The following is a 21,361-nucleotide window of genomic DNA, read 5'->3' as shown; positions in this document are numbered from 1 at the left end:
CCCCGGAATGACTTCAGACCCTACCCCACGATCCCCGCCGCGACCTGGCCGCGCAGGCGCTCGAGGCCGTGCAACGTCTCCGCACACGCTGCCGCGACCTCGACGCCCTTGATCGCAAAATGCCTGCGGAAGAAATCGTAGTGCACCTCGGTCTCGTGGAATTGCTGCGGCGTCAGCACCGCGGAGAACACCGGCACCTCCGTGCGCAACTGAACGTCCATCAGCGCCTTGATCACGGTGTCGGCGACGAACTCGTGCCGATAGATGCCGCCGTCGACGACGAGGCCGGCGGCGACGATCGCGGTGTAGCGCCGCGTCTTGGCGAGCACCTGTGCGTGCAGCGGGATCTCGAACGAGCCCGGCACCTCGAACACGTCGACATGGGTGAGGTGACGCGCCTCGGCTTCCTTCATGAAGGCGATGCGAGCCTCCTCGACCACGTCGCGGTGCCAGCAGGCCTGCACGAAGGCCACCCGCTGCGGTTTGGCGAAGCGCGGATGCGCGGGTACCGGCGGCGGGTCCACGGGAACCGGCGGCGGCTGTGTCTGGGAAGTTTCGGCTTGGGGATCTTGCAGCATCTGATTCATGGCTTTCCTCGGTTTAAGGACCAGAATCAGGGCACACGGAACGACAAACAGCCGCATCCTTGCGATGCGTCCGCCACCGACCGTTCTCTTTCATCCGGACTTTAACCGTCGGCTTCGGAGTTGCACCGAATCTGCTGACCCTTCCCTTCGGGATACCCCTCACGGAAGGCGCTCGCGGGCTTAGGCCTTTCGGCCCTTACCGCCGGTGGGGACTTTCACCCCGCCCTGAGAACTTATCCACCCGTTATGGGTGGACTATTCCGAATTATGACGAACAGGGAGACGGCCAGCAAGGACCTTCCTTATGGGTACTACGCATGTGCCTATGACGTGAGGGCGAAACTCTGCGAAAATTCGACAAAGTAGGTCATCGAACAGGCGGGACCGATCCGGCCCCGCAAGGAGGCTCCGGCACACGGAATGCAGCCAGGGCCAGTCGATCTGATTCCGGTTTGTTCTCTGCGTTAAGAATTGTGGCGGAGATGAGCTGTGGACGAACGAGTCCTGGCTTGTGGACGGACTCGGGACCCCGTTGCGCAGATTCCGCAAATCACATCACTTGATCCGCGACAGGCCCGCGCTGATCCGAGGGGATCGCCGTAGCGTTTAGGGAGCGCGCGCCGGGCCGAACCGCGTGCGTATCAACGACAACAAGAAGGCAAGAGGTCGAGACGGCATGTCCCTGCTCGAAGGCACTATCGATTCCAAGAACCACCCGCTCGCGGTGGTCGAGGATATCGCTGCCAGCAACAACTGGCCGTTCGAACGCTCCGGCGAAGACGAGCTCACGATCGTCTCGAAGGGACAATGGACCGACTACCAGCTCTCCTTCACCTGGATGGGCGAGATCGAGGCGCTGCATCTTGCCTGCGCGTTCGACATGAAGATTCCGCTCGCGCGGCGCAGCGAAGTGCAGCGGCTCGTCGCCGCCGTCAACGAGCAATTGTGGGTCGGCCATTTCGATTTGTGGACCAACACCGGCATGGTCATGCACCGCCAGGCGCTGGTGCTGCCGGGCGGCCTCACCGCCTCGCCCGCGCAATGCGAGGCCATGCTCGCCGGCGCCATCCACGCCTGCGAGCGCTACTTTCCGGCGTTCCAGTTCGTGGTGTGGGCGGGCAAGACCACCACCGAGGCGATGGACGCGGCGATGTTCGACACGGTGGGAGAGGCGTAGGGCTCTCCTCGCTCCCAAACGTCGTCCCGGACAAGCGCGCCCAAAGCGCGCGCAGATCCGGGACCCATACCGCGTGATTTCGCCGTATCGCACGATGCTTGTTGCTCTGCTCTCCGTCCATTAGAACCGCCTGTGGTTATGGGTCCCGGCCTTCGCCGGGACGACACCAAGCTTGTGGTGACCACAGTGGCAAACAACACCCTTCAAAACATCACCGGCACCATCCTGCTCGCCGGCGCCGGCAAGATGGGCGGCGCGATGCTGACCGGATGGCTGGCGGGCGGGCTCGACCCGCGCCGCGTCGCGGTGATCGATCCGCATCTCTCGCCCGAGATCACGGCGCTTGCCGCCAAGGGCGTTGCGCTCAATCCCGATGCGACGACGGCGGGCACGGTCGAAACGCTGGTCGTCGCGGTGAAGCCGCAGATGTTCCGCGAGGCCGGCGCCAAATTGAAAGCGTTCGTCTCGGACAGGACCTCGGTGGTCTCGATCATGGCGGGAACCACGATCGCCTCGCTCGAGGAGGTCTGCGGCGGCGCCGTGGTGCGCGCGATGCCGAACACGCCGGCCGCGATCGGCCGCGGCATCACCGTCGCCGTTGCGGCGAAGACCGTCAGCGCCGCCCAGCGCGCGGTGGCCGATGCGCTGCTGCGCGCCACCGGCTCGGTCGAATGGGTCGAGGACGAAGGCCTGATGGACGCGGTGACCGCCGTCTCCGGCTCGGGCCCGGCCTATGTGTTCCTGCTCGCCGAAGAGCTCGCGCGGGCCGGCGTCGAAGCGGGATTGCCCGAGGCGCTCGCAACCAAGCTCGCGCGCGAGACCGTCGCCGGCTCCGGCGAACTGCTGCACCAGTCGGATCTTCCCTCCGCCACGCTGCGCCAGAACGTCACCTCGCCCGGCGGCACCACGGCGGCGGCGCTCGGCGTGCTGATGGGCGAGCCGGGTCTGCGCGACTTGATGATCCGCGCGATCGCGGCCGCGACGAAGCGGTCGAAGGAATTGGCGAAGTAGCGGCTACACCCCCAGCCGCTTGTTGAACGTCTCGACATTGATGAGCCCGCGCGCATGGCGGCCTTCGCCGAGCTTGCGTGTGCCCTCGAATGCCTCGACCTCGAAGCGGATGACGCGGCGCTCGACGGCGACCACTTTTGCGGTGGTGCGCACCGTCGCGCCGACGAGAGCGGCTGCAAGATGACGAATGTCGACCTCGGTACCGACGGTGACCCAGCCCGGCTGAAGCGCGGCGCGGATCGCGTCGCCGGACGTCATCTCCATCTCCAGAATCATCATCGGCGTCGCATAGACAAAAGGCATGCCGGGCACGAAATGCCCGACCGTGCGCTCGGCCGGCACCACCAGCGTGCGCTCGGCGCTCATGCCGATTTTGATGAAGTCGCGTGCGTCCATGGTGCTTGCTCGGCGTCGTCCCGGACAAGCGCGCCCTAAGCGCGCGCAGATCCGGGACGACGGCGGTGATTGTCGCGCCAGCAGCGCCTACTTCTTCGCCGCCGCGGCGCGCTCCACGAAGGTCTTGCCGCCCTTCATCTTGTGGCGGAGCGGGGCTTCGTTGATCTGGATGACGACGGCATCGGCATCGACGCCGAGATTCTTCACCAGCGCCTGGGTGATGTCGCGCATCATGCCGGCCTTCTGCTCGTCGGTGCGGCCTTCGGCCATGCTGATGGTGATCTCAGGCATCGTTGTCTCCCTGCTGCTCGTTCATCGTCCACTCGTCATTGCCGGGCTTGACCCGCCTGCGAGGCCGAAGCCTCTTCGGCGGGGCGTAGGCCCGGCAATCCATCATTTTGAAGATGGATGCGCGGGTCAAGCCCGCGCATGACGATCGAAGCGAATGGCTAGCCCCAGCTCACGTCATGGCGCGCCAGCACCTCACGCACTTTTGCGACGAGATCGGCTTCGCTGCACGAGAACTGCGCCGGTCGGGTCTCGCGCCATTCCTGGTTGGAGGCGATCGCGGCGGCTGCCTTCGCGCCTTCGACCAGATCCTTGATCTGCACCTCGCCGCGAGCCTTCTCATCCGAGCCCTGGATGATGACGCAAGGTGAGTTGCGCCGGTCGGCATATTTGAGCTGGTTGCCCATGTTCTTGGGATTGCCGAGATAGAGCTCGGCGCGGATGCCGGCACCTCGCAAGCTTGCCACCATCTTCTGATAGTCCGCGACGCGGTCGCGATCGAACACGGTAACGACGACGGGGCCGAATTCGGGCCGCGTGTCGAGCTTGCCGAGCAGCGTCAGCGCCGCCTGCAGCCTGGACACGCCGATCGAGAAACCGGTCGCCGGCACCGGCTCGCCGCGGAAGCGCGAGACGAGACCGTCGTAACGCCCGCCACCGCCGACCGAGCCGAAGCGCACCGGGCGTCCCTTCTCGTCCTTGGTATCGAGCAGGAGTTCAACCTCGTAGACGGGGCCGGTGTAGTATTCGAGGCCGCGCACGACGGACGGATCGATCTTGATGCGGTCTGCACCGTAGCCCGACGCCGTAACCAGTTTTGCGATTTCTTCCAGCTCGCTGACGCCGGCCTGACCAACCTCGCTCTTGGCGAGATAGGTTTCCGCGGCGGCAATCGCCTCCTTCCAATCCTCGCGCGGCTTGGTGATGGCGAGAACAACTTCGGCCTCCGCCGCGCTCAGATTGGCGCCTTTCGTGAAGTCGCCCTTGCCTTCCTCGCCGCCATCCCATCGTCCGGGACCGAGCAGCTTGCGCACCTCGTCGGCGGAAAACTTGTCGAGCTTGTCGATGGCGCGCAGCACAGTCAGCCTGCGGCCCGCATTCTCGTCACCGGCGAGGCCGATGGCCTCCAGAACGCCGTCGAGCACCTTGCGGTTGTTGACCTTCACGACATAGGAGCCGCGCGCGATGCCAAGCGCCTCCATCGTGTCGGCGGCCATCATGCAGATCTCGGCATCCGCCGCCGGCGTCGCCGAGCCCACCGTGTCGGCATCGAACTGCATGAATTGGCGGAAGCGGCCGGGGCCGGGCTTCTCGTTGCGGAACACGTAGCCGGCGCGGTAGCTGCGATAGGGCTTGGGCAGCGTGTCGAAATTCTCGGCGACGTAGCGGGCGAGCGGCGCGGTCAGATCGTAGCGCAGGCTGATCCATTGCTCGTCGTCGTCCTGGAACGAGAACACGCCCTCGTTCGGACGGTCCTGGTCGGGCAGGAATTTTCCGAGCGCATCGGTGAATTCCATCGCCGGCGTCTCCACCGGCTCGAAACCGTAGAGCTCGTAGACGGCGCGGATCTTCTCGACCATCTCGCGCGTCGCCCGGATCGCGGCGGGGTCGCGATCCTCGAGCCCGCGCGGCAGGCGCGCCTTCAGTTTCTGGGGTTTTTTGGGTTTCTCGGCCATGCGGGCGTTTACCAGCCGGGGCGGGATGCGGCAACCGCTGCGGCAAGCCGGGGGCCGCAAGTCAGCCCGCCTCGGCGTCATTCCGGGGCGATGCGCAGCATCGAACCCGGAATCTCGAGATTCCGGGTCTGGTCCTTCGGACCATCCCGGAATGACGGCGTCAGCCCCTACGGCTTCTCCATCCTTGCCCTCAGCGCATCCGCATCCGCCTTCGGCAGCGACTTCAGTGTCGGCTTGATGGTTTCGCCGCCGACGATCTTGCCGTTGCGCATGAACATCCAGTCCGAGATGTCGGCTTCAGCGAACTCGACCTTGTCCCCTGCCCGTTTGCCGGCCAGATCGCGCGGCTCGTTGGCGAACAGACCGGAATAGCTCCCGTCGGGCTGCTTCTTCACCTCGCCGATCCAGATATGCTCGCCGCCCTTACGGGTCGAGAAGCGGACTTTCAGGGCATGCCCGGTCTCGGACGGTTTTGGCGCGTCATAGGAGGCCCAGAAGGTCGGCAGCGTGCCGCGGGCGCGGGCGATCGCGGCATTCATCTCGGGGTCGGTGGTGCGCACGTCGACGATCGGCGAGCGATCTTGCGCGACGACCTCGGGCGTGGGGCCTATGGTCAGGATGCCGAAAATGCAGACGCCGGTTATGGCGGCGAGAACCACCCATTTCATGGGCTGGGAGAGTTTGGATGCCATGTTCGCGATGTCCAGGATGCTTGTTGTGTCCTGGCTTTGTCGCATGTCGGCAGCAGCACGTTCAGTGCGCAATAAGCCACAAACGTTGCGCGTTTCCCCTCTCCTCATGAGAGAGGGGAAACGCTTTCACCGCGTATCAAAACACCTTGCGGATCCAATTGTGCGGATCGTTGGTGCGGCCGTACTGGATGTCGACGAGCTGCTTGCGCAGGCCCATGGCGACGGGGCCGGCGGCGCCGCCCGAGATCTCGAAATCGCCGCTCACCGAACGCACCTTGCCGATCGGCGAGATCACGGCGGCGGTGCCGCAGGCAAACGCTTCCTTCAACCTGCCTGAGGCCGCATCCTTGCGCCACTGGTCGAGCGAATAGGGTTCTTCGCGCACGGTCTTGCCGGCATCCTTCGCGAGCGCGATGATGGAGTCGCGAGTGATGCCCGGCAAGATCGTGCCGAGCGGCGGCGTCGAGAGCGAGCCGTCGTCGAACACGAAGAAGATGTTCATGCCGCCGAGCTCCTCGATATAGCGGCGCTCGACCGCATCGAGGAAGACGACCTGATCGCAGCCGTGCTGAATCGCTTCGGCCTGGGCGCGCAGGCTCGCGGCATAATTGCCACCGCATTTCACCGCGCCGGTGCCGCCGATCGCGGCGCGCGTGTAGTTCTCGGAGACCCAGATCGACACCGGCGCAGGCCCGCCCTTGAAGTATGAGCCAACGGGCGAGGCAATCACCGCGAAGATGTATTCGGACGACGGCTTGACGCCGAGGAAGGTCTCGCTCGCGATCATGAAGGGGCGCAGGTAAAGGCTGCCCTCGCCGCCCGGCATCCAGGCGCGGTCGATGCGCACGACCTGCTCGACTGCCTCGATGAAGACGTCTTCGGGCAATTGCGCCATCGCCATGCGATCGGCCGAGTCCCTGAAGCGGCGCGCATTGGCGTCGGGGCGGAACAGGTTCACGCCGCCGTCGTCGCGCTTGTAGGCCTTGAGGCCTTCAAAAATCTCCTGCGCGTAGTGCAGGACGGCGCCGGCCGGATCGAGCTGGAAGTTGGTGCGCGCCTCGACGCGTGCCTCGTACCAGCCGCCCTTGGCCTGGTTGTAGCGGACCACCGCCATGTGGTCGGTGAACACCCGCCCGAAGCCGGGGTCCACCAGCTTGGCGATACGGTCCTTTTCGGACGTCGGATTGGATGCGGGCTGGATGTCGAATTTCATGCTCATGTCCTTGCCTCCCGCTGTCGGTGGCGGCGCTGTTTCTGGCGCCCGCCTGCCCGTTTCGGGCCCGGCTGGCTTGATTGGGTTTCTGGCCGGCCCCCCGCCAGCCTTGTTACGGCCGGTTTCCGTGGCCAGCATGCCGCCGAGGACATGCTTTTGCGGAAGGCGGAAGTCCAGTATGTTTTGCCGAAATGCCGCTCGACAATCGCACGGTAGATCTGCTTCGGCCGTCGCCGCCTGTCCGGCTCTCTCCGGCCGCCCTGCTACGATGCCACCCGCGCGAGAACGATCTAAAATTTCGTGCGGGTCGATCGTTTTGTAACATTGAACCCAAGATACGTCAATATGCCTGACATAAATTTCGCGACTCCCCCTCAAGATGCCGCCGGGACCAAGCCGGCCGCGGGCGACGGAGGCAATTTGCGCTGGGATATCATCGAGCTGCTGTTCTTCGCCTATCGCGATTTCGTCGGCGATCCCGACCAGGAGCTGGAGGCGTTCGGCTTCGGCCGGGCCCATCACCGCGTCATGCACTTCGTCTACCGCTATCCCGGGCTGAAGGTCGCCGACCTGCTCGACGTCCTGCGCATCACAAAACAGTCGCTCGGCCGGGTGCTCAAGCAGCTCCTGGACGAGGGCTACATCGTTCAGAAGACCGGCGACAATGATCGCCGCCAGCGCCTGCTCTACGCGACGCCGAAGGGCGAGGCGCTGGTGCAGAAGCTCGCCGGGCTCCAGACCACACGGATCACCAAGGCGCTCGCCGAGATGGCGCCGCAGGACGCCGAGACCGTCAAGCGCTTCCTGCGCGCGATGATCGACCGCGACGATCCGGACAAGGTGCTCGAGACGATCTTCGCCTCCGTCAATCAAGACTCGAAGGAGTGACCGTGCCGCTCGCAGCCACGCTCGCCCGTCCGCCGGTGCAACCCGCCGACGACGCCCCGCATCTGCTGCTGGTCGACGACGACCGCCGCATCCGCGACCTGCTCTCGCGCTTTCTCGCCAGCGAAGGCTATCGCGTCACCACCGCGGCAAGCGCGGGCGATGCGCGCTCGAAACTGCTGGGCCTGCATTTCGACCTCTTGATCCTCGACGTCATGATGCCCGGCGAGACCGGCTTCGACCTTGCCCGCTTCATCCGGACCTCCTCCTCGGTGCCGATCGTGATGCTGACGGCGCGCCACGAGGCCGAAGCCCGCATCGAGGGGCTGCAGATCGGCGCCGACGATTACGTCGCAAAGCCGTTCGAGCCGCGTGAGCTGGCGCTGCGCATCAACAATATCCTCAAGCGCGCCGCGCCGCCGCCGCAGGTCACGACCGTCGAGAAGATCGCGTTCGGTCCCTATGTCTACCATCTCGATCGCGGCGAATTGCGTCAGGGCGAGGAGGTCATCCACCTCACCGACCGCGAGCGCGAGATGCTGCGGATCCTGTCGGAGACGCCGGGCGAGACCGTGCCGCGCAGTGCGCTGACCGGCAATGGCAGCGTCAACGAGCGCGCCGTCGACGTGCAGATCAACCGCCTCCGGCGCAAGATCGAGACCGATCCTGCCAATCCGCTGTTCCTCCAGGCCGTGCGCGGCATCGGCTACCGGCTGGTGGCCTCGCCATAAATCAGTGAAGCGCGCTAGATGAGCACGATCGATACCGGCCTGACGCTTCTGAAGAGCGCCGCCGGCCGCGTTTCGGCCGCCAATGGCTGGATGGGCAACGCGTTCAAGGGCTGGATGCCGACCGGCCTCTATGCCCGCGCGCTCCTCATCATGATCGTGCCGATGGTTATTCTGCAGACCGTGGTCGCCTTCGTGTTCATGGAGCGGCACTGGAACACGGTGACACGACGACTGTCGGCTGCGGTGGTGCAGGACATCGCCGCGCTGATCGACGTCTACAAGAGCTATCCGCAGGACAAGGACCGCGCGCAGCTCAAGAGCATCGGGCAGCGGTTGCAGTTGGTGGTCGATTTCCTGCCCGCCGGCGACATGCCGCCGCCGGGACCAAAGCCGTTCTTCTCGCTGCTCGACCAGACACTGTCGGTGCAACTCGGCCGCCAGATCGGACGCTCGTTCTGGATCGACACGGTCGGCCGCTCCAACCTCGTCGAGATCCGCATCCAGCTCGACGATGCCGTGATGCGCGTGTTCGCGCAGCGCAGCGCCGCCTATGCCTCGAACTCGGAAATCTTCCTGTTCTGGATGGTCGGCACGTCCTCGATCCTCTTGATCGTCGCGGTGCTGTTCCTGCGCAATCAGATCAAGCCGATCCTGCGGCTTGCCGATGCCGCCGAGAGTTTCGGCAAGGGCCGCGAGGCGCCGAACTTCCGCCCGCGCGGCGCGCGCGAGGTGCGGCGCGCGGCGGTCGCCTTCCTGGAAATGAAGTCGCGCATCGAGCGCACGATGGAGCAGCGCACCGCGATGCTCGCCGGCGTCAGCCACGATCTGCGCACCATCCTGACCCGCTTCAAGCTCGAGCTGGCGCTGATCGGCGACAGCCCCGAGCTCGAAGGCATGCGCAAGGATGTCGACGAGATGTCGATGATGCTGGAGGACTACCTTGCGTTCGCGCGCGGCGATTCCGGCGAGCAATCGCAGCCGACCGACATGGCGCAGGCGCTCGAGGAGCTGCGCAGCGATGCCGAACGCCACGGTCACACCGCGACTGTGGCGTTCAACGGCCTGCCCGTGGTGACGGTGAAGCCGGCTTCGTTCAAGCGCTGCCTCGCCAACCTCGTCACCAACGCGGCGCGCTACGGCAAGAGCATCGCCATCACCGGCCAGCGCGATCACCGTTATTTGACCATCACGGTCGACGACGACGGCCCCGGTATCCCAGCGCATTTGCGCGAAGAGGTGTTCAAGCCGTTCCTGCGGCTCGACAACGCCCGCAACCAGGACGAAGGCGGCACCGGCCTTGGCCTCGCCATCGCCCGCGACATCGCCCGCTCGCATGGCGGCGACATCACGCTGGGCGACAGCCCGATGGGGGGATTGCGCGCGAGCGTGCGGATACCGGTGTAGGCTGATGACGTAGCCCGGATGCAGCGCAGCGTAATCCGGGACCGGCCTCTCGTGACGCGCCCCCCGGATTTCGCTTCGCTGCATCCGGGCTACGGTCTCACGACCATCTCACCTACTTCGGCAGCAGGCTCTTCAGCTTGTCCATGTCGCGCACGTTCATCTTGAAGCCGCCGGGCATGACGATGTCGCCAGGCTTCTGGTCCGGCTTGCAGGCGCCCAACCATTTGGCTTGCAGCGTCATGGTGGTATCGCGCCCCGCAGCGCCGGCGACGCCGCCTTGCGCATGCGAGGAGGTCTTCACGGTGTAGGCCGAATTGAAGTCGCCGGTGATCTCGGCATGCGAGGTCGTGCTGACGCCGGCGACGCTGCACTCGGAATCGCTGACATAGCCGGTCGCGGTCTTCTTGATCTCCTGCTTGGCGCAGACCTGCTTGGCCATCGGCGAGATGTTGTTGCTCATCTCCTTGTCGACGGTCTCGTCGGTGCAGTGCTGCATGGTCATCTCGGGCACGGGTGAGCCGCTCGCGACCAGCTTCATTTCCCAGAGACCGGCCTTGCGCACCGGCAGGTCGTCGGCGGAGGCGCCGGCTGCCGACAACACAACGCAAAGGACCGACCCGAGCAAAGCGAGTTTGCGCGTCATGAGGGAAGCTCCCGGCTAACAGATTGCGACGTTACGACAACGCCTCAGTAGAGCGTGCGGATCGGCCGGTCGGCGGCGCCATAGGGCACCCAGCGGCAGGAGAACGAGATGTATCCCCCCTCATAGGCCTGCACGCCCAGGAATTTGACGACCTTGCCGTAGCGCGCGCAATGATCGACCGCAACCTGCCGCGCATCGACCTGGGTCGCCATCGAATAGGCGATGATTCCGCCGGTGTCGTTGCCCTTGAACGGAGGCACTGGAAGGATATCGGCGCGCGCCGACTGGCTCGCCATCATACCCAGGGCAAGAAGGCCCGCGGCCGCAATGATTCGCATTCCCGTCACTCCAATTGGTTGGCGCCAGTTTACGGTGCCGGGACCGAAGTGAAAAGAACCGAGGCCTGCCGGGTGCGACGTTCTGGTCAACTCCTGGCGAAGTGTTGCCGCGCTGCACTTGACCTCTTCCGGCCTTCGCGGCACCGTCCGACCTTCGCAAGACCCAGCTGTCCGGATTGCCCATGCGCGCCCCTTCCCTGAAATCGCTCCGCTTCGCCGCCGTGTTCGGCCTCATGTTCGGGGCGCTGTCGCTCAGCGAGGCCCGGGCCGCCAATCCGCTGGAGCTGAACTTCTGGCTGAGCGGACCGCGCTATGACGGCGCCGTTACCGATTGCGACAAGGCGCTGCCGACGATCGCTACCCAGTTCTGGGAGAAGGAAAGCTCGTTCTGGAATTCCTCGTTGAAGATCACGGGCTTCTCGGCCGTTCGCGAGGTCGCGTTCCGGCCCTGGCAGTCCGACAACATCCCGCGCCGCTATTGCACCGGCGAGGCCATGCTCACCGACGGCAAGGCGCGCAAAGTGCATTTCTCGATCATCGAGGATGGCGGCTTCGCCGGCTACGGCAATGGTGTCGAATGGTGCGTGGTCGGGCTCGATCGCAACTGGGCCTACAACCCGGCCTGCCGCGCCGCGAGGCAATAAATTCGGAAGCCCTGATTCGGTCCGATCAAGCGGCCGAACGGTCAGCGCTCGAAATTTGTTCTTGAAATGTTCTCATCGCCTGCTAGGCTCGCTTGCACAGTCTAGTTGAGGGGCGTCGCCATGTTTCATTCCAGATTGCGTTCGTTCTCCCGTCTTGTGATCTCACTCACCCTTGCCGCCAGCCTGGCATCGCTCGCCGGCGGCGCGAAGGCGCAGGACAAGCGCCAGAACACGCCGGGCGAATTCGATTTCTATGTGCTGTCGCTGTCATGGTCGCCCTCGTTCTGCGAGGAGGCGGCCGAGCGTGGCGGCCGCTCCCAGATGCAGTGCAGCGGCCGGCCCTACGCCTTCGTGGTGCACGGGCTGTGGCCGCAATATGAGAACGGCTTTCCGGAATACTGCCAGCGGCCGGCGCCGCGACTGAACCGCAGCATCGTCTCCTCGATGCTCGACCTGATGCCGGCGCCGGGCCTGATCTTCAACGAATGGGACAAGCACGGCACCTGCTCGGGTCTCGCCGACCGCAGCTATTTCGAGACGATCCGCAAAGCGCGCGCCGCGATCAAGATCCCGGCCGAGTATCTCGATCTGTCGCAGGCCAAGACCGTAGCGCCCGGTGACGTCGAGGAGGCCTTCATCAAGGCCAATCCGGGTCTCAGCAGCGCTGCCGTCTCGGTCACCTGCAACCGGACGCGACTGTCCGAGGTCCGCATCTGCCTCAGCAAGGACCTGCAATTCCGCGCCTGCGACGAGATCGACCGCCGCGCCTGCCGCCGCGACCAGGTGACGATGCCGCCGATCAGGGGTGGGTAGCCACACTCTGGGTCCCGGCTCAGCGGCGCAGCGTTACGCGCTGCACCGCGTCCGGGACACGTATCGTGCCTCTTTGCTCGAGCGGTGACGTGGCGTAGTGCTCTTCTCATGAACTACCGCCACGCCTTCCACGCCGGCAACTTCGCCGATGTCATCAAGCACATCGTGCTGGCGCGCATCATCACTTATCTGCAGGACAAGCCGGCGGCGTTCCGCGTCATCGACACCCATGCCGGAGCCGGCCTCTACGATCTCGAAAGTGACGAAGCGCGCCGCGGCGGCGAGTGGCTCACCGGCATCGCGCGGCTGATGCAGGCGCGCCTGTCGAACGAGACCATCGCACTGACCAAGCCCTATCTCGATATCGTCCGCGCCTTCAATCCGAAGGGCGAGCTCAAGGCTTATCCGGGCTCGCCGCTGATCGCGCGCGGACTGCTGCGGCCGCAGGACCGCCTCGTCGCCTGCGAGCTCGAGCCGAAGGCGCGCAAGGCGCTGATCGACGTGCTGCGCCGCGACGAGCAGGCCCGCGTGGTCGATCTCGACGGCTGGGTGGCGTTGCCGGCCTTCGTGCCGCCGAAAGAGCGCCGTGGTCTCGTGCTGATCGATCCGCCGTTCGAGGCAAAGGACGAGTTCGAACGGCTGGGCGAAGCCTTCTCGACAGCCTTCACGAAATGGCCGACCGGTATCTATGTAATCTGGTATCCCGCCAAGAACCGCCGCGCCACCGATACGCTGGCACAGCTCGTGGCGCGGCTCGCAGCCGCAGCAAAACCACCGGGCAAATGCCTGCGTCTCGAATTCAGCGCCGCACCGCAGCTCGACGGCGCACCCCTCACCTCCACCGGGCTCTTGATCGTCAATCCGCCCTACACGCTGCACGGCGAGCTCAAGACGATCCTGCCCGAGCTGGAAATGCCGCTTGGCCAGGGCGGCGCTGCCAGATTCCGATTAGAGGTGCCGAAGCCGTAACACTCCGGCATTCTTGGGAAAAATATGCAGTAGCGGTAGTCAATCCGCAAAGAACCGTATTATGCTGTTTCCGTGACTGGCTTTACGTTCCGCTTCCGCGAATGGTTGCGGCGGAGTGAAGGCCTAAGAAAGATCCCGCCGGATCGATGAGGTCCGACCAAGGATGGCCAGCTCCCGGGCTCCGTAATGCCCGGTCATGTCGTGACGTGCGTCTGCGTCGCGACGGAGGAGCAATGAGGGGGAGTTTCCCGATGGCCATGACGGGAACAGTCAAGTTCTTCAACGGCGAGCGCGGCTACGGCTTCATCAAGCCTGATGACGGCGGTCGCGATGTCTTCGTTCATATTACGGCTGTAGAGCGTGCGGGACTGAAAGACCTTGCCGAAGGACAGCGTATTACTTTCGAAGTCGAACCGGACAAGAAGGGAAAGGGACCGAAGGCGGTGAACCTGGTCATCCTTTCCTAGCGTGCCCTGAAAAAAATCCCGGCCGCGAGCGGCCGGGAGGCTGTGGTCCGGTATTTTCTTGTTCAGCTATCAGAAGTGATAGTTCACGCCTGCGCGCACAACGCTGGCGCTATAGCCGTTCGACACGCCGGTAATTGCGAACTGGCTCGTCGACAGATCGATGTAGAGATATTCGAGCTTGGCGCTCCAATTCGGAGCGAGGCCCACTTCCGCGCCGGCACCGATGGTCCAGCCGGCGGTGGTGTGCGACTCCGTCCAGCCGAAGGTCTGCGCGCGCAGCTCGCCGAAGGCGAGGCCGGCGGTGCCGTAGAACAGCACGTTGCTGAAGGCGTAACCGGCGCGGCCGCGCAGCGTGCCGAACCACGGGTTGGAGAACTTCCACGGCGCGAAGGTGTCGTCGGCGCCCGCGGCCTGGATGTCGCCCTCGACGCCGAACACCCACGGGCCGTTCTGGAAATTGTAGCCGGCCTGGATGCCGCCGACGAAGCCGGACGGCTTCGAGGGGTTGTTGTCGACCGAGCCCCATTCGTAGCCGATGTTGCCGCCGAGATAGGGGCCCGCCCAGCTATACGCATTGAGCGGCTGGTTGACGGTGTAGGGCGCACGCCCTCCATAATTCATGTCGGCGGCCTCTGCCGAAGCTGTCCAGCCGGCAACCAGCGCGGCCGCGCCCACAACGAGCCTCTTCATCACTTAACTCCAACGCAACTGCCGTCCCGCGATGCCTGGCGCCGCCGCGCGCGAGGCAAAACCACGTGGTTACGGAACCAAGAACCTTTCGCGTAGGATTTATCGAGAGTTTTAAGTTAAAGGGCTGTTAAGTCCGGTTACCGCCCGCTTAACAGGCTTAAGCAAGCGTTACCGGGAACTGCTCCGCGATCCTGTGCGTGCGGCACGGCCGGAACTTCAAATCGGCACCCCCAGCGCCTAAATTCGCCTCATGGTTCACGATTCCACCGACAATCCGGACGACCGCGCGCGCAAATCGCCGCAGGCCGCTGCGAATGACGCGCCGCCCGCGGGGTTGGCGGCGCCGGACGTCGATCCCGCCACCACCGGCGGCGACGACGAGGACGATGCGCTGCTGCCCGATATCCTCGAAGAGAGCGGCGCGGTCGGCGAAGAGCCGCTGGCGACCGGCCACGAGGCGATCGAGCGCGCGGTCCGGCTCGCCCCGACCTCGCCCGGCGTCTACCGCATGCTCAACGCCAATGCCGACGTGCTCTATGTCGGCAAGGCCAAGAACGTCAAAAAGCGCCTGTCCAACTACGCGCGCCAGAGCGCGCCGCAGCCGGCACGCATCCTGCGCATGATCGCAGCCACCGTGACGGTGGAGATCGTCTCGACCAACACCGAGACCGAGGCGCTGCTGCTGGAAGCCAACCTGATCAAGCAGCTGCGGCCGCGCTTCAATGTGCAGCTGCGCGACGACAAGTCGTTTCCCTACATCCTGATCACCGGCGACCATTGGGCGCCGCAGATCCTCAAGCATCGCGGCGCGCAGACACGGCCCGGGCGCTATTTCGGCCCGTTCGCCTCCGCCGGCGCGGTCAACCGCACCATCACGGCGTTGCAGCGCGCGTTCCTGATCCGCTCCTGCACCGATTCGTTCTTCGAGAGCCGCACCCGGCCCTGCCTGCTCTATCAGATCCGCCGCTGCGCCGGCCCCTGCACCCGCGAGATCGACTTCGGTGGCTATTCGACGCTGGTGCGCGAGGCGAGCGACTTCCTCTCCGGCAAGAGCCACGCGGTGAAGCAGGAACTCGCCGGCGAGATGGAGAAGGCCTCAAGCGAGCTCGAGTTCGAGCGCGCCGCGCTCTACCGCGACCGCCTCGCCGCGCTGTCGGCGATCCAGTCGCAGCAGGGCATCAATCCGCGCACGGTGGAGGAAGCCGACGTGTTCGCCATCCACCAGGAGGGCGGCTTCTCCTGCGTCGAAGTGTTCTTCTTCCGCACCGGCCAGAACTGGGGCAACCGCGCCTATTTCCCGCGCGCGGAGAAGACCTTTACGCCCGAGGAAGTGCTGGGGTCCTTCCTGGCCCAGTTCTACGACGACAAGCCGCCGCCGAAGGTCATCCTGCTCTCGCACGAGATCGAGGAGAGCGAGCTGCTCGCCAACGCGCTCTCGATCAAGGCCGGCCACAAGGTCGAGGTCACCGCGCCCAAGCGCGGCGAGAAGAAGGAGCTCGTCGCCCATGCGCTGACCAATGCGCGCGAAGCCCTCGGCCGCAAGCTCGCGGACACCGCGACCCAGAGCCGCCTGCTCGACGCCATGGCCGCGACGCTCAGCCTGCCGCATGCGCCCAAGCGCATCGAGGTCTACGACAACAGCCACATCCAGGGCACCAATGCAGTCGGCGCCATGATCGTCGCCGGCCCCGACGGCTTCGTGAAGAACCAGTATCGCAAGTTCAACATCAAGTCGGAGGGGATCACGCCGGGCGACGACTTCGCCATGATGCGCGAGGTGCTGGAACGGCGCTTCAAGCGCCTGATCAACCCGCCCGAAGAAGGTGCCAAGATCAAGGACGACGACTTCCCGCAATGGCCCGACCTCGTGATCATCGACGGCGGCCGCGGCCAGCTCAATGCGGTACGCGAGATCTTTGCCAATCTCGGCCTGACCCAGGTGTCGCTGATGTCGGTCGCCAAGGGGCCGGACCGCGATGCCGGGCGCGAAACCCTGTTCATGCCGGAGCGCGAGGCGATCAAGCTGGAGCCGCGCGATCCCGTGCTCTATTTCATCCAGCGCCTGCGCGACGAGGCCCACCGCTTCGTCATCGGCTCGCACCGCAAGCTGCGCAAGAAGGACATCCGCGAGGCCGGCCTGCAGGAGATTCCGGGGATCGGCCCGTCACGCAAACGTGCCTTGCTGCACCATTTCGGAACCCTGAAGGAGATCGAACGGGCCTCGATCGCCGATCTCGGCAAGGTTCCGGGGGTGAGCGCCGAAAGCGCCCGGAGGATTTTCGAATATTTCCATCCCCAGCCGGGGTGAACTACAAGGGGACCCAAGGGGAGCCATGGTCATAAGGGCGTCGTATCCCGCATCGCATTTGTTAGCGGGACGGTTGACCTTCAGCCTTGAGCGGTATTGGTAGGACGGATGAACATCGCCACGACACGAGGGACAACCAGCCGCGCGATGTCCCTCCCCAACATCCTGACCTATGGCCGGATCGCCGCGATCCCGGTCGTGGTCGGATGCATCTATGCGCAGTCGATTCTGGATCAGCCGCTCTGGCTGCGCTGGCTCGCGGTCGCTATCTTCATCGCGGCCGCGGTCACCGATTACCTCGACGGCTATTACGCGCGGATCTGGAATCAGCAATCGGCGTTCGGCCGGATGCTCGACCCGATCGCCGACAAGCTGCTGGTCGCCTCCTGCCTGCTGATGCTGGCCGCCGACGGCATCATCCACGGCTGGTCGCTGTGGGCCGCCATCGTGATCCTGTGCCGCGAGATCCTGGTCTCGGGCCTGCGCGAATACCTCGCCGCGCTCCGCGTCAGCGTGCCCGTGACCAAGCTTGCGAAGTGGAAGACCACGGTCCAGCTCGTCGCGATCGGCTTCCTGCTCGCGGGACCTGCCGGCGACGAGGTGGTGCCCGTCGTCTCGATGATCGGACTGGCGCTGCTGTGGGCCTCGGCGATCCTGACCATCTACACCGGTTACGACTATTTCCGTGCCGGCATCCATCACCTCATCAAGGAGGATGAGGGATGAAGGTGAAGTATTTTGCCTGGGTGCGCGAGCGCGTCGGCAAGGCTGAGGAGATTCTCGAGCCGCCGGCGACCGTCCGCACCGTGGAGGAACTGATCGCCTGGCTCTCCGGCCGGAGCGAGGCGTATGCGTATGCGTTCGAGAAGCCGAAGGTGATCCGCGCCGCGATCGACCATGCCCACGTCAAATCGGACGCCGCGATCGCGGGCGCCCGCGAGATCGCGTTCTTCCCGCCGATGACCGGCGGTTAGGCCGATGTTCTCGAACAGACGAGCGTACGGTGTCGCCTCACCTCTCCCCAACGGGGAGAGGTCGGATCGCGTAAGCGATCCGGGTGAGGGGGCACAGGTCTCACGAGAGGGCGGATCCCCTCACCCGCGCCTTCGGCGCGACCTCTCCCTATGGGAGAGGTGTAGCACCATCGAAGCGGCACGATCATGAGCTGCCCCGTCACCATCCGCATCCAGGAAGACGATTTCGACATCGCGCGCGAGATCGCGGTCCTGACCAAGAGCCGGACCGACATCGGCGCGGTCGTGAGCTTCTCCGGCATCTGCCGCGCCGACGACGACAGCGCCAAGATCGCCGCGCTCACGCTCGAGCATTATCCGGGCATGGCGGAGGAAGAGATCAGGCGCCATGCCGACGAGGCCATCTCGCGCTGGCCGCTCAACGGCGTCACGGTGATCCACCGCGTCGGCCGCTTCATGCCCGGCCAGAACATCGTGCTGGTGCTCACCGCCTCGCAGCATCGCCAGGCCGCATTCCAGGCGGCCGAGTTCCTGATGGATTACCTCAAGACCAGCGCCCCGTTCTGGAAGAAGGAAGAGAGCGCCACCGGCACCGGCTGGGTCGAGGCCCAGGCCCGTGACGACGAGGCCGCCGCACGCTGGACCAAATCCTGATGGCAAAAGTTTTGAAAAAGACCGCGCGCGGCCGCGCCGCGCCGAAGCTTGCGAAGGTGGGGCCCGGCGAGCTTCTCACGCTGCTCGACTTCGTCCGCTATGCGGTGAGCCGCTTTGTCGAGGCGAAGCTCGCCTTTGCCCATGGCACGACCGACCCGGTCGCGGAAGCCATTTTCCTGGTCTCTGAGGCGCTGCATCTCACTCCCGACCAGTTCGAGGGCTTTGCCCACGCGCGCGTCACCGTCGCGGAAGGCAAGACCCTCCTCGACCTCATCCATCGGCGCGTCACCACCCGCAAACCGGCCGCCTATCTCGTCAACAAGATCTACATGCGCGGCCTGCCCTTCTATGTCGACGAGCGCGTCATCGTTCCGCGCTCCTTCATCGGCGAGCTCCTGGATTCGCATTTCGGCGACGAGGGCGGACCCGGCTCGCTGATCGACGACCCCACCGCCGTCGAGCGCGTGCTCGATCTCTGCACGGGCTCGGGGTGTCTGGCGATCCTCGCCGCGCATCATTTCCCGAACGCTGCGGTCGATGCCGTCGACATTTCCAAGGGCGCGATCGAGGTCGCCGCGCGCAATGTCGCGGAATACGGGCTCGAGGAGCGGATCACGCTCTATCGCGGTGACCTGTTCGCCCCGCTCGGCGACAGCAGATACGACCTCATCATCACCAACCCGCCTTACGTCGACGCCGAAGGCATGGCCGCGCTGCCGCCGGAATGCCGGGCCGAGCCAAAGCTCGCCTTCGACGGCGGGGCCGACGGTCTCGACGTGGTGCGGAAGATCCTGCGCGATGCGCCCGATCACCTGACGCCCGGCGGCGGACTGATCTGCGAGATTGGCCGCGGCCGCGAGTTGGTCGACGAGGCCTTTCCGGAACTGCCGCTGCTTTGGCTCGACACGGAAGACTCCGAGGGCGAGGTGTTCTGGATCGCGGCCGCCGATCTCGGCTGATCCGCCGCGGCTCCCTACTTCGACGGAACAAGTCAAATTCCGCCACGTTCATCCCCCGACGCATTGTCTCGCTCTCGGAGGGTGTCCGCATGCTCGCGCCATCGGGCGAATTGCTGCGCGCCGGCATGGCGCTCAAGCTCAATCACGTCAAACGCGCCGCTCGATCCTATCTGCGTGACCAGGCCAGCCACGCGACCGGCAAGGTGACGTCTTACGCGGTGGCCGGCGGGCTGTTCGCGGTCGCGGGCCTGTTCGTTGTCGCAGCATTCTTCGTCGGGCTGATCGCCCTGTACCGCTGGATCGCCATCAACTACGGGCAATTCTGGGGTTTTGGCGCGGTCGGCGCAGTGCTGCTGGTGCTGGCTGCGGTCTGTGCCGGAGCGGCGATGGCGCAGATGAGGCGCAAGCCCAAGCCAATCGTGCCGCTCGCGAGCCGTCTGCGCGTGGCGGTCGCGACGCCGCGGATTCCGCGCGGAACGGTCAAGCAGGCGGTGAAGGAGGTCGCGACGACGATCCCCCTCGCGCCGCTCGCACCGGGCGAACGCGGCCATGGCAACAGGAGCCGGCCAGGTCGCACCAACCGGCCCGTGCAGCTTGGCCTGATGCTCGCAGCGATCGGGCTGCTGGGCGTCACGGCGGCGCGCCGGCGACGCCACGGGCCGAGGCTGGAGACGTGACATGCTGCTGCGGCGCTCCGAGCCAATCGACAGCTGGCTGCTGGTGGCAGCGACGGCCGTCTTCGTGCTCACGGCGGAGCGCTACTTCCAGGATTCCGGCCTGATCCGGCCGGGACCTCCGCCCGAGCACCGCAAGCAAGAGGCGAATTCACCGGAAACCCACCCGGCGAGCGCAGCTGTACAGCCCGGCCGCGGGCGTCATGCGAAGAGCCCGTTCGCGATTCCCTGGGCGGGCTGGAAGGACATCTTCTGGCGCACCTATCAGCGCATCGACGATGATCGCCTGCTCGCGACCGCAGGCGGCGTCGTGTTCTTCGGGCTGCTCGCGATCTTCCCGGCCGTCACCGCACTTGTCTCCTCTTACGGTCTGTTCGCCAATCCCTCGACCATCACCGACAATCTGCAGACGCTCGCGATGATGCTGCCCGAAGGGGCGTTCCAGATCGTCGAGGACCAGGTCGGACGTGTGGTCTCGAACGGCAATGCAACGCTCGGCATCACCTTTCTGTTCGGCCTCGTGCTCGCGATCTGGAGCGCCAATGCCGGCGTCAAATCCATCTTCGACGCCCTCAACGTCGCCTATGAGGAGCGCGAGAAGCGCAGCTTCATCAAGCTCAACATGATGTCGCTGGCCTTCACCGTCGGCGGTATCGGCGCGCTGCTGCTGATGGTGGGCGCCGTCGTCGCCTTCCCGCTCGCACTCAACCATCTCGGCATGGCGCCCGAGAGCAAGCTGATCGTGGCGCTGGCACGATGGCCGCTGCTGTTCCTCATTCTGCTGGTGGCGCTCGCAACCCTCTACCGCTTCGCGCCCAGTCGCGATTCGCCGCGCTGGCAATGGCTGAGCCTCGGCGCGGTGACGGCCGCCATCCTCTGGATCGCCGGCTCGGCACTGCTGTCCTGGTATCTCTCGGAATTCGCCAATTACAACGCGACCTACGGCTCGCTCGGCGCGGCGATCGGCCTGATGATGTGGATGTGGATGTCGGCGATCGTCATCATGTTCGGCGCCGAGCTGAATTCGGAGATCGAACGGCAGACCCTGCGGGACACGACAAAAGGTCGCCCCAAGCCGCTTGGCAGCCGCGAAGCCGTCTCGGCCGACACGGTCGGCGCCACCGCGCCATTCTGATGCGGCGGCGGTCAGGCCGGCAGCCGGCCTGAC

Annotated in this window: 25 protein-coding genes and 1 riboswitch; of the genes, 16 read left to right on the top strand and 9 right to left on the bottom strand. The window is 65.3% G+C overall.

All coding sequences use genetic code 11. The features are described 5' to 3' along the window. Positions 1-20: 20 nt before the first annotated feature. Positions 21-587 carry a 6,7-dimethyl-8-ribityllumazine synthase gene (locus JQ592_RS19840; RefSeq protein ID WP_211404486.1) on the bottom strand — a complete coding sequence of 189 codons (567 nt, stop codon included), beginning with the start codon at positions 585-587 and terminating at the stop codon, positions 21-23. A 78-nt stretch (positions 588-665) separates the two neighbouring features. Next, positions 666-824, bottom strand: a riboswitch (FMN riboswitch). A gap of 439 nt (positions 825-1,263) precedes the next feature. Between JQ592_RS19840 and JQ592_RS19835 the strand changes: the two genes are divergently transcribed. Together JQ592_RS19835 and proC are read left to right on the top strand one after the other, a co-directional pair. Beyond that, complete coding sequence (locus tag JQ592_RS19835) at positions 1,264-1,764, top strand: YbjN domain-containing protein (protein WP_211404485.1); 501 nt, start codon at positions 1,264-1,266, stop codon at positions 1,762-1,764. A gap of 138 nt (positions 1,765-1,902) precedes the next feature. Continuing rightward, entirely contained in the window at positions 1,903-2,775 is an 873-nt protein-coding gene (gene proC, locus JQ592_RS19830) for a pyrroline-5-carboxylate reductase (RefSeq protein ID WP_211404667.1), read from the top strand. Positions 2,776-2,778: 3 nt separating this feature from the next. Here proC and JQ592_RS19825 read toward each other — a convergent pair whose 3' ends face one another. The 5 genes from JQ592_RS19825 to JQ592_RS19805 all read right to left on the bottom strand — a co-directional run bounded on the left by JQ592_RS19825 (position 2,779) and on the right by JQ592_RS19805 (position 7,046). Further along, complete coding sequence (locus JQ592_RS19825; protein WP_211404484.1) at positions 2,779-3,171, bottom strand: thioesterase family protein; 393 nt, start codon at positions 3,169-3,171, stop codon at positions 2,779-2,781. A gap of 87 nt (positions 3,172-3,258) precedes the next feature. Further along, the gene (locus JQ592_RS19820) at positions 3,259-3,462 is read right to left on the bottom strand and encodes a tautomerase family protein (RefSeq protein WP_025033847.1); all 204 of its coding nucleotides are present in this window, start codon (positions 3,460-3,462) and stop codon (positions 3,259-3,261) included. 158 nt (positions 3,463-3,620) lie between these two features. Next, positions 3,621-5,135, bottom strand: a complete 1,515-nt coding sequence (gene hisS, locus JQ592_RS19815) for a histidine--tRNA ligase (RefSeq protein ID WP_211404483.1) — start codon at positions 5,133-5,135, stop codon at positions 3,621-3,623. Positions 5,136-5,302: 167 nt separating this feature from the next. Then, a complete protein-coding gene (locus tag JQ592_RS19810) occupies positions 5,303-5,827 on the bottom strand; it encodes a YegJ family protein (protein WP_211404482.1) in 525 nt (174 codons plus the stop codon). 136 nt (positions 5,828-5,963) lie between these two features. Continuing rightward, complete coding sequence (locus JQ592_RS19805) at positions 5,964-7,046, bottom strand: branched-chain amino acid aminotransferase (RefSeq protein WP_211404481.1); 1,083 nt, start codon at positions 7,044-7,046, stop codon at positions 5,964-5,966. A 339-nt stretch (positions 7,047-7,385) separates the two neighbouring features. On the opposite strand from JQ592_RS19805, the gene JQ592_RS19800 reads away from it, so the two are divergent. Genes JQ592_RS19800 through JQ592_RS19790 form a run of 3 tightly spaced genes read left to right on the top strand, consistent with a single transcriptional unit; the run spans position 7,386 to position 10,060 of the window. Then, positions 7,386-7,928 carry a MarR family winged helix-turn-helix transcriptional regulator gene (locus tag JQ592_RS19800; protein WP_211404480.1) on the top strand — a complete coding sequence of 181 codons (543 nt, stop codon included), beginning with the start codon at positions 7,386-7,388 and terminating at the stop codon, positions 7,926-7,928. After that, entirely contained in the window at positions 7,925-8,656 is a 732-nt protein-coding gene (locus JQ592_RS19795) for a response regulator (protein WP_211404479.1), read from the top strand. Before JQ592_RS19800 ends, JQ592_RS19795 begins: the two co-directional genes overlap by 4 nt. A gap of 18 nt (positions 8,657-8,674) precedes the next feature. Further along, positions 8,675-10,060 (top strand): ATP-binding protein, encoded by a 1,386-nt coding sequence (locus JQ592_RS19790; RefSeq protein ID WP_211404478.1) that lies wholly within the window; start codon positions 8,675-8,677, stop codon positions 10,058-10,060. A gap of 112 nt (positions 10,061-10,172) precedes the next feature. On the opposite strand, the gene JQ592_RS19785 is transcribed toward JQ592_RS19790, so the two are convergent. Beyond that, a complete protein-coding gene (locus tag JQ592_RS19785) occupies positions 10,173-10,703 on the bottom strand; it encodes a DUF3617 domain-containing protein (RefSeq protein ID WP_211404477.1) in 531 nt (176 codons plus the stop codon). Between the two features lie 44 nt (positions 10,704-10,747). Beyond that, a complete protein-coding gene (locus JQ592_RS19780) occupies positions 10,748-11,041 on the bottom strand; it encodes a hypothetical protein (protein ID WP_183242947.1) in 294 nt (97 codons plus the stop codon). A gap of 182 nt (positions 11,042-11,223) precedes the next feature. On the opposite strand from JQ592_RS19780, the gene JQ592_RS19775 reads away from it, so the two are divergent. From JQ592_RS19775 to JQ592_RS19760, 4 genes are all read left to right on the top strand, one after another. After that, positions 11,224-11,685, top strand: a complete 462-nt coding sequence (locus tag JQ592_RS19775; RefSeq protein WP_211404476.1) for a hypothetical protein — start codon at positions 11,224-11,226, stop codon at positions 11,683-11,685. Between the two features lie 120 nt (positions 11,686-11,805). After that, positions 11,806-12,498, top strand: coding sequence for a ribonuclease T2 family protein (locus JQ592_RS19770; protein WP_211404475.1), 693 nt, complete (start codon positions 11,806-11,808; stop codon positions 12,496-12,498). A 108-nt stretch (positions 12,499-12,606) separates the two neighbouring features. Then, positions 12,607-13,467, top strand: coding sequence for a 23S rRNA (adenine(2030)-N(6))-methyltransferase RlmJ (locus tag JQ592_RS19765; protein ID WP_211404474.1), 861 nt, complete (start codon positions 12,607-12,609; stop codon positions 13,465-13,467). 251 nt (positions 13,468-13,718) lie between these two features. After that, positions 13,719-13,934 carry a cold-shock protein gene (locus JQ592_RS19760; RefSeq protein ID WP_008544396.1) on the top strand — a complete coding sequence of 72 codons (216 nt, stop codon included), beginning with the start codon at positions 13,719-13,721 and terminating at the stop codon, positions 13,932-13,934. 69 nt (positions 13,935-14,003) lie between these two features. Here the strand turns inward: JQ592_RS19760 and JQ592_RS19755 are convergent, their stop codons facing one another. Beyond that, complete coding sequence (locus JQ592_RS19755; RefSeq protein WP_080134773.1) at positions 14,004-14,624, bottom strand: outer membrane protein; 621 nt, start codon at positions 14,622-14,624, stop codon at positions 14,004-14,006. 250 nt (positions 14,625-14,874) lie between these two features. Between JQ592_RS19755 and uvrC the strand changes: the two genes are divergently transcribed. From uvrC to JQ592_RS19720, 7 genes are all read left to right on the top strand, one after another. Then, positions 14,875-16,932, top strand: coding sequence for an excinuclease ABC subunit UvrC (gene uvrC, locus JQ592_RS19750; RefSeq protein WP_211404473.1), 2,058 nt, complete (start codon positions 14,875-14,877; stop codon positions 16,930-16,932). 108 nt (positions 16,933-17,040) lie between these two features. Next, complete coding sequence (pgsA, locus tag JQ592_RS19745) at positions 17,041-17,658, top strand: CDP-diacylglycerol--glycerol-3-phosphate 3-phosphatidyltransferase (RefSeq protein ID WP_063687274.1); 618 nt, start codon at positions 17,041-17,043, stop codon at positions 17,656-17,658. Next, on the top strand, positions 17,655-17,906 hold the full coding sequence (gene moaD / locus JQ592_RS19740) for a molybdopterin converting factor subunit 1 (RefSeq protein ID WP_211404472.1): 252 nt from the start codon (positions 17,655-17,657) through the stop codon (positions 17,904-17,906). The genes pgsA and moaD overlap by 4 nt, the downstream gene beginning before the upstream one ends. A gap of 186 nt (positions 17,907-18,092) precedes the next feature. Beyond that, entirely contained in the window at positions 18,093-18,560 is a 468-nt protein-coding gene (locus JQ592_RS19735) for a molybdenum cofactor biosynthesis protein MoaE (protein WP_211404471.1), read from the top strand. After that, positions 18,560-19,519: a 50S ribosomal protein L3 N(5)-glutamine methyltransferase gene (prmB, locus tag JQ592_RS19730; protein WP_211404470.1), complete on the top strand. Its 960-nt coding sequence runs from the start codon at positions 18,560-18,562 to the stop codon at positions 19,517-19,519. The genes JQ592_RS19735 and prmB overlap by 1 nt, the downstream gene beginning before the upstream one ends. Before the next feature lie 89 nt (positions 19,520-19,608). Further along, positions 19,609-20,196: a phage holin family protein gene (locus tag JQ592_RS19725; RefSeq protein WP_211404469.1), complete on the top strand. Its 588-nt coding sequence runs from the start codon at positions 19,609-19,611 to the stop codon at positions 20,194-20,196. Between the two features lies 1 nt (position 20,197). Beyond that, complete coding sequence (locus tag JQ592_RS19720; protein WP_211404468.1) at positions 20,198-21,328, top strand: YihY/virulence factor BrkB family protein; 1,131 nt, start codon at positions 20,198-20,200, stop codon at positions 21,326-21,328. Positions 21,329-21,361 lie beyond the last annotated feature (33 nt).

It is taken from the genome of Bradyrhizobium iriomotense (assembly GCF_018129405.1).
GTDB classification, from domain to species: Bacteria; Pseudomonadota; Alphaproteobacteria; order Rhizobiales; family Xanthobacteraceae; genus Bradyrhizobium; species Bradyrhizobium iriomotense_B.
Note: the sequence above shows the minus strand (reverse complement) of the source record. Positions and strands in the feature narration are given on the sequence as shown.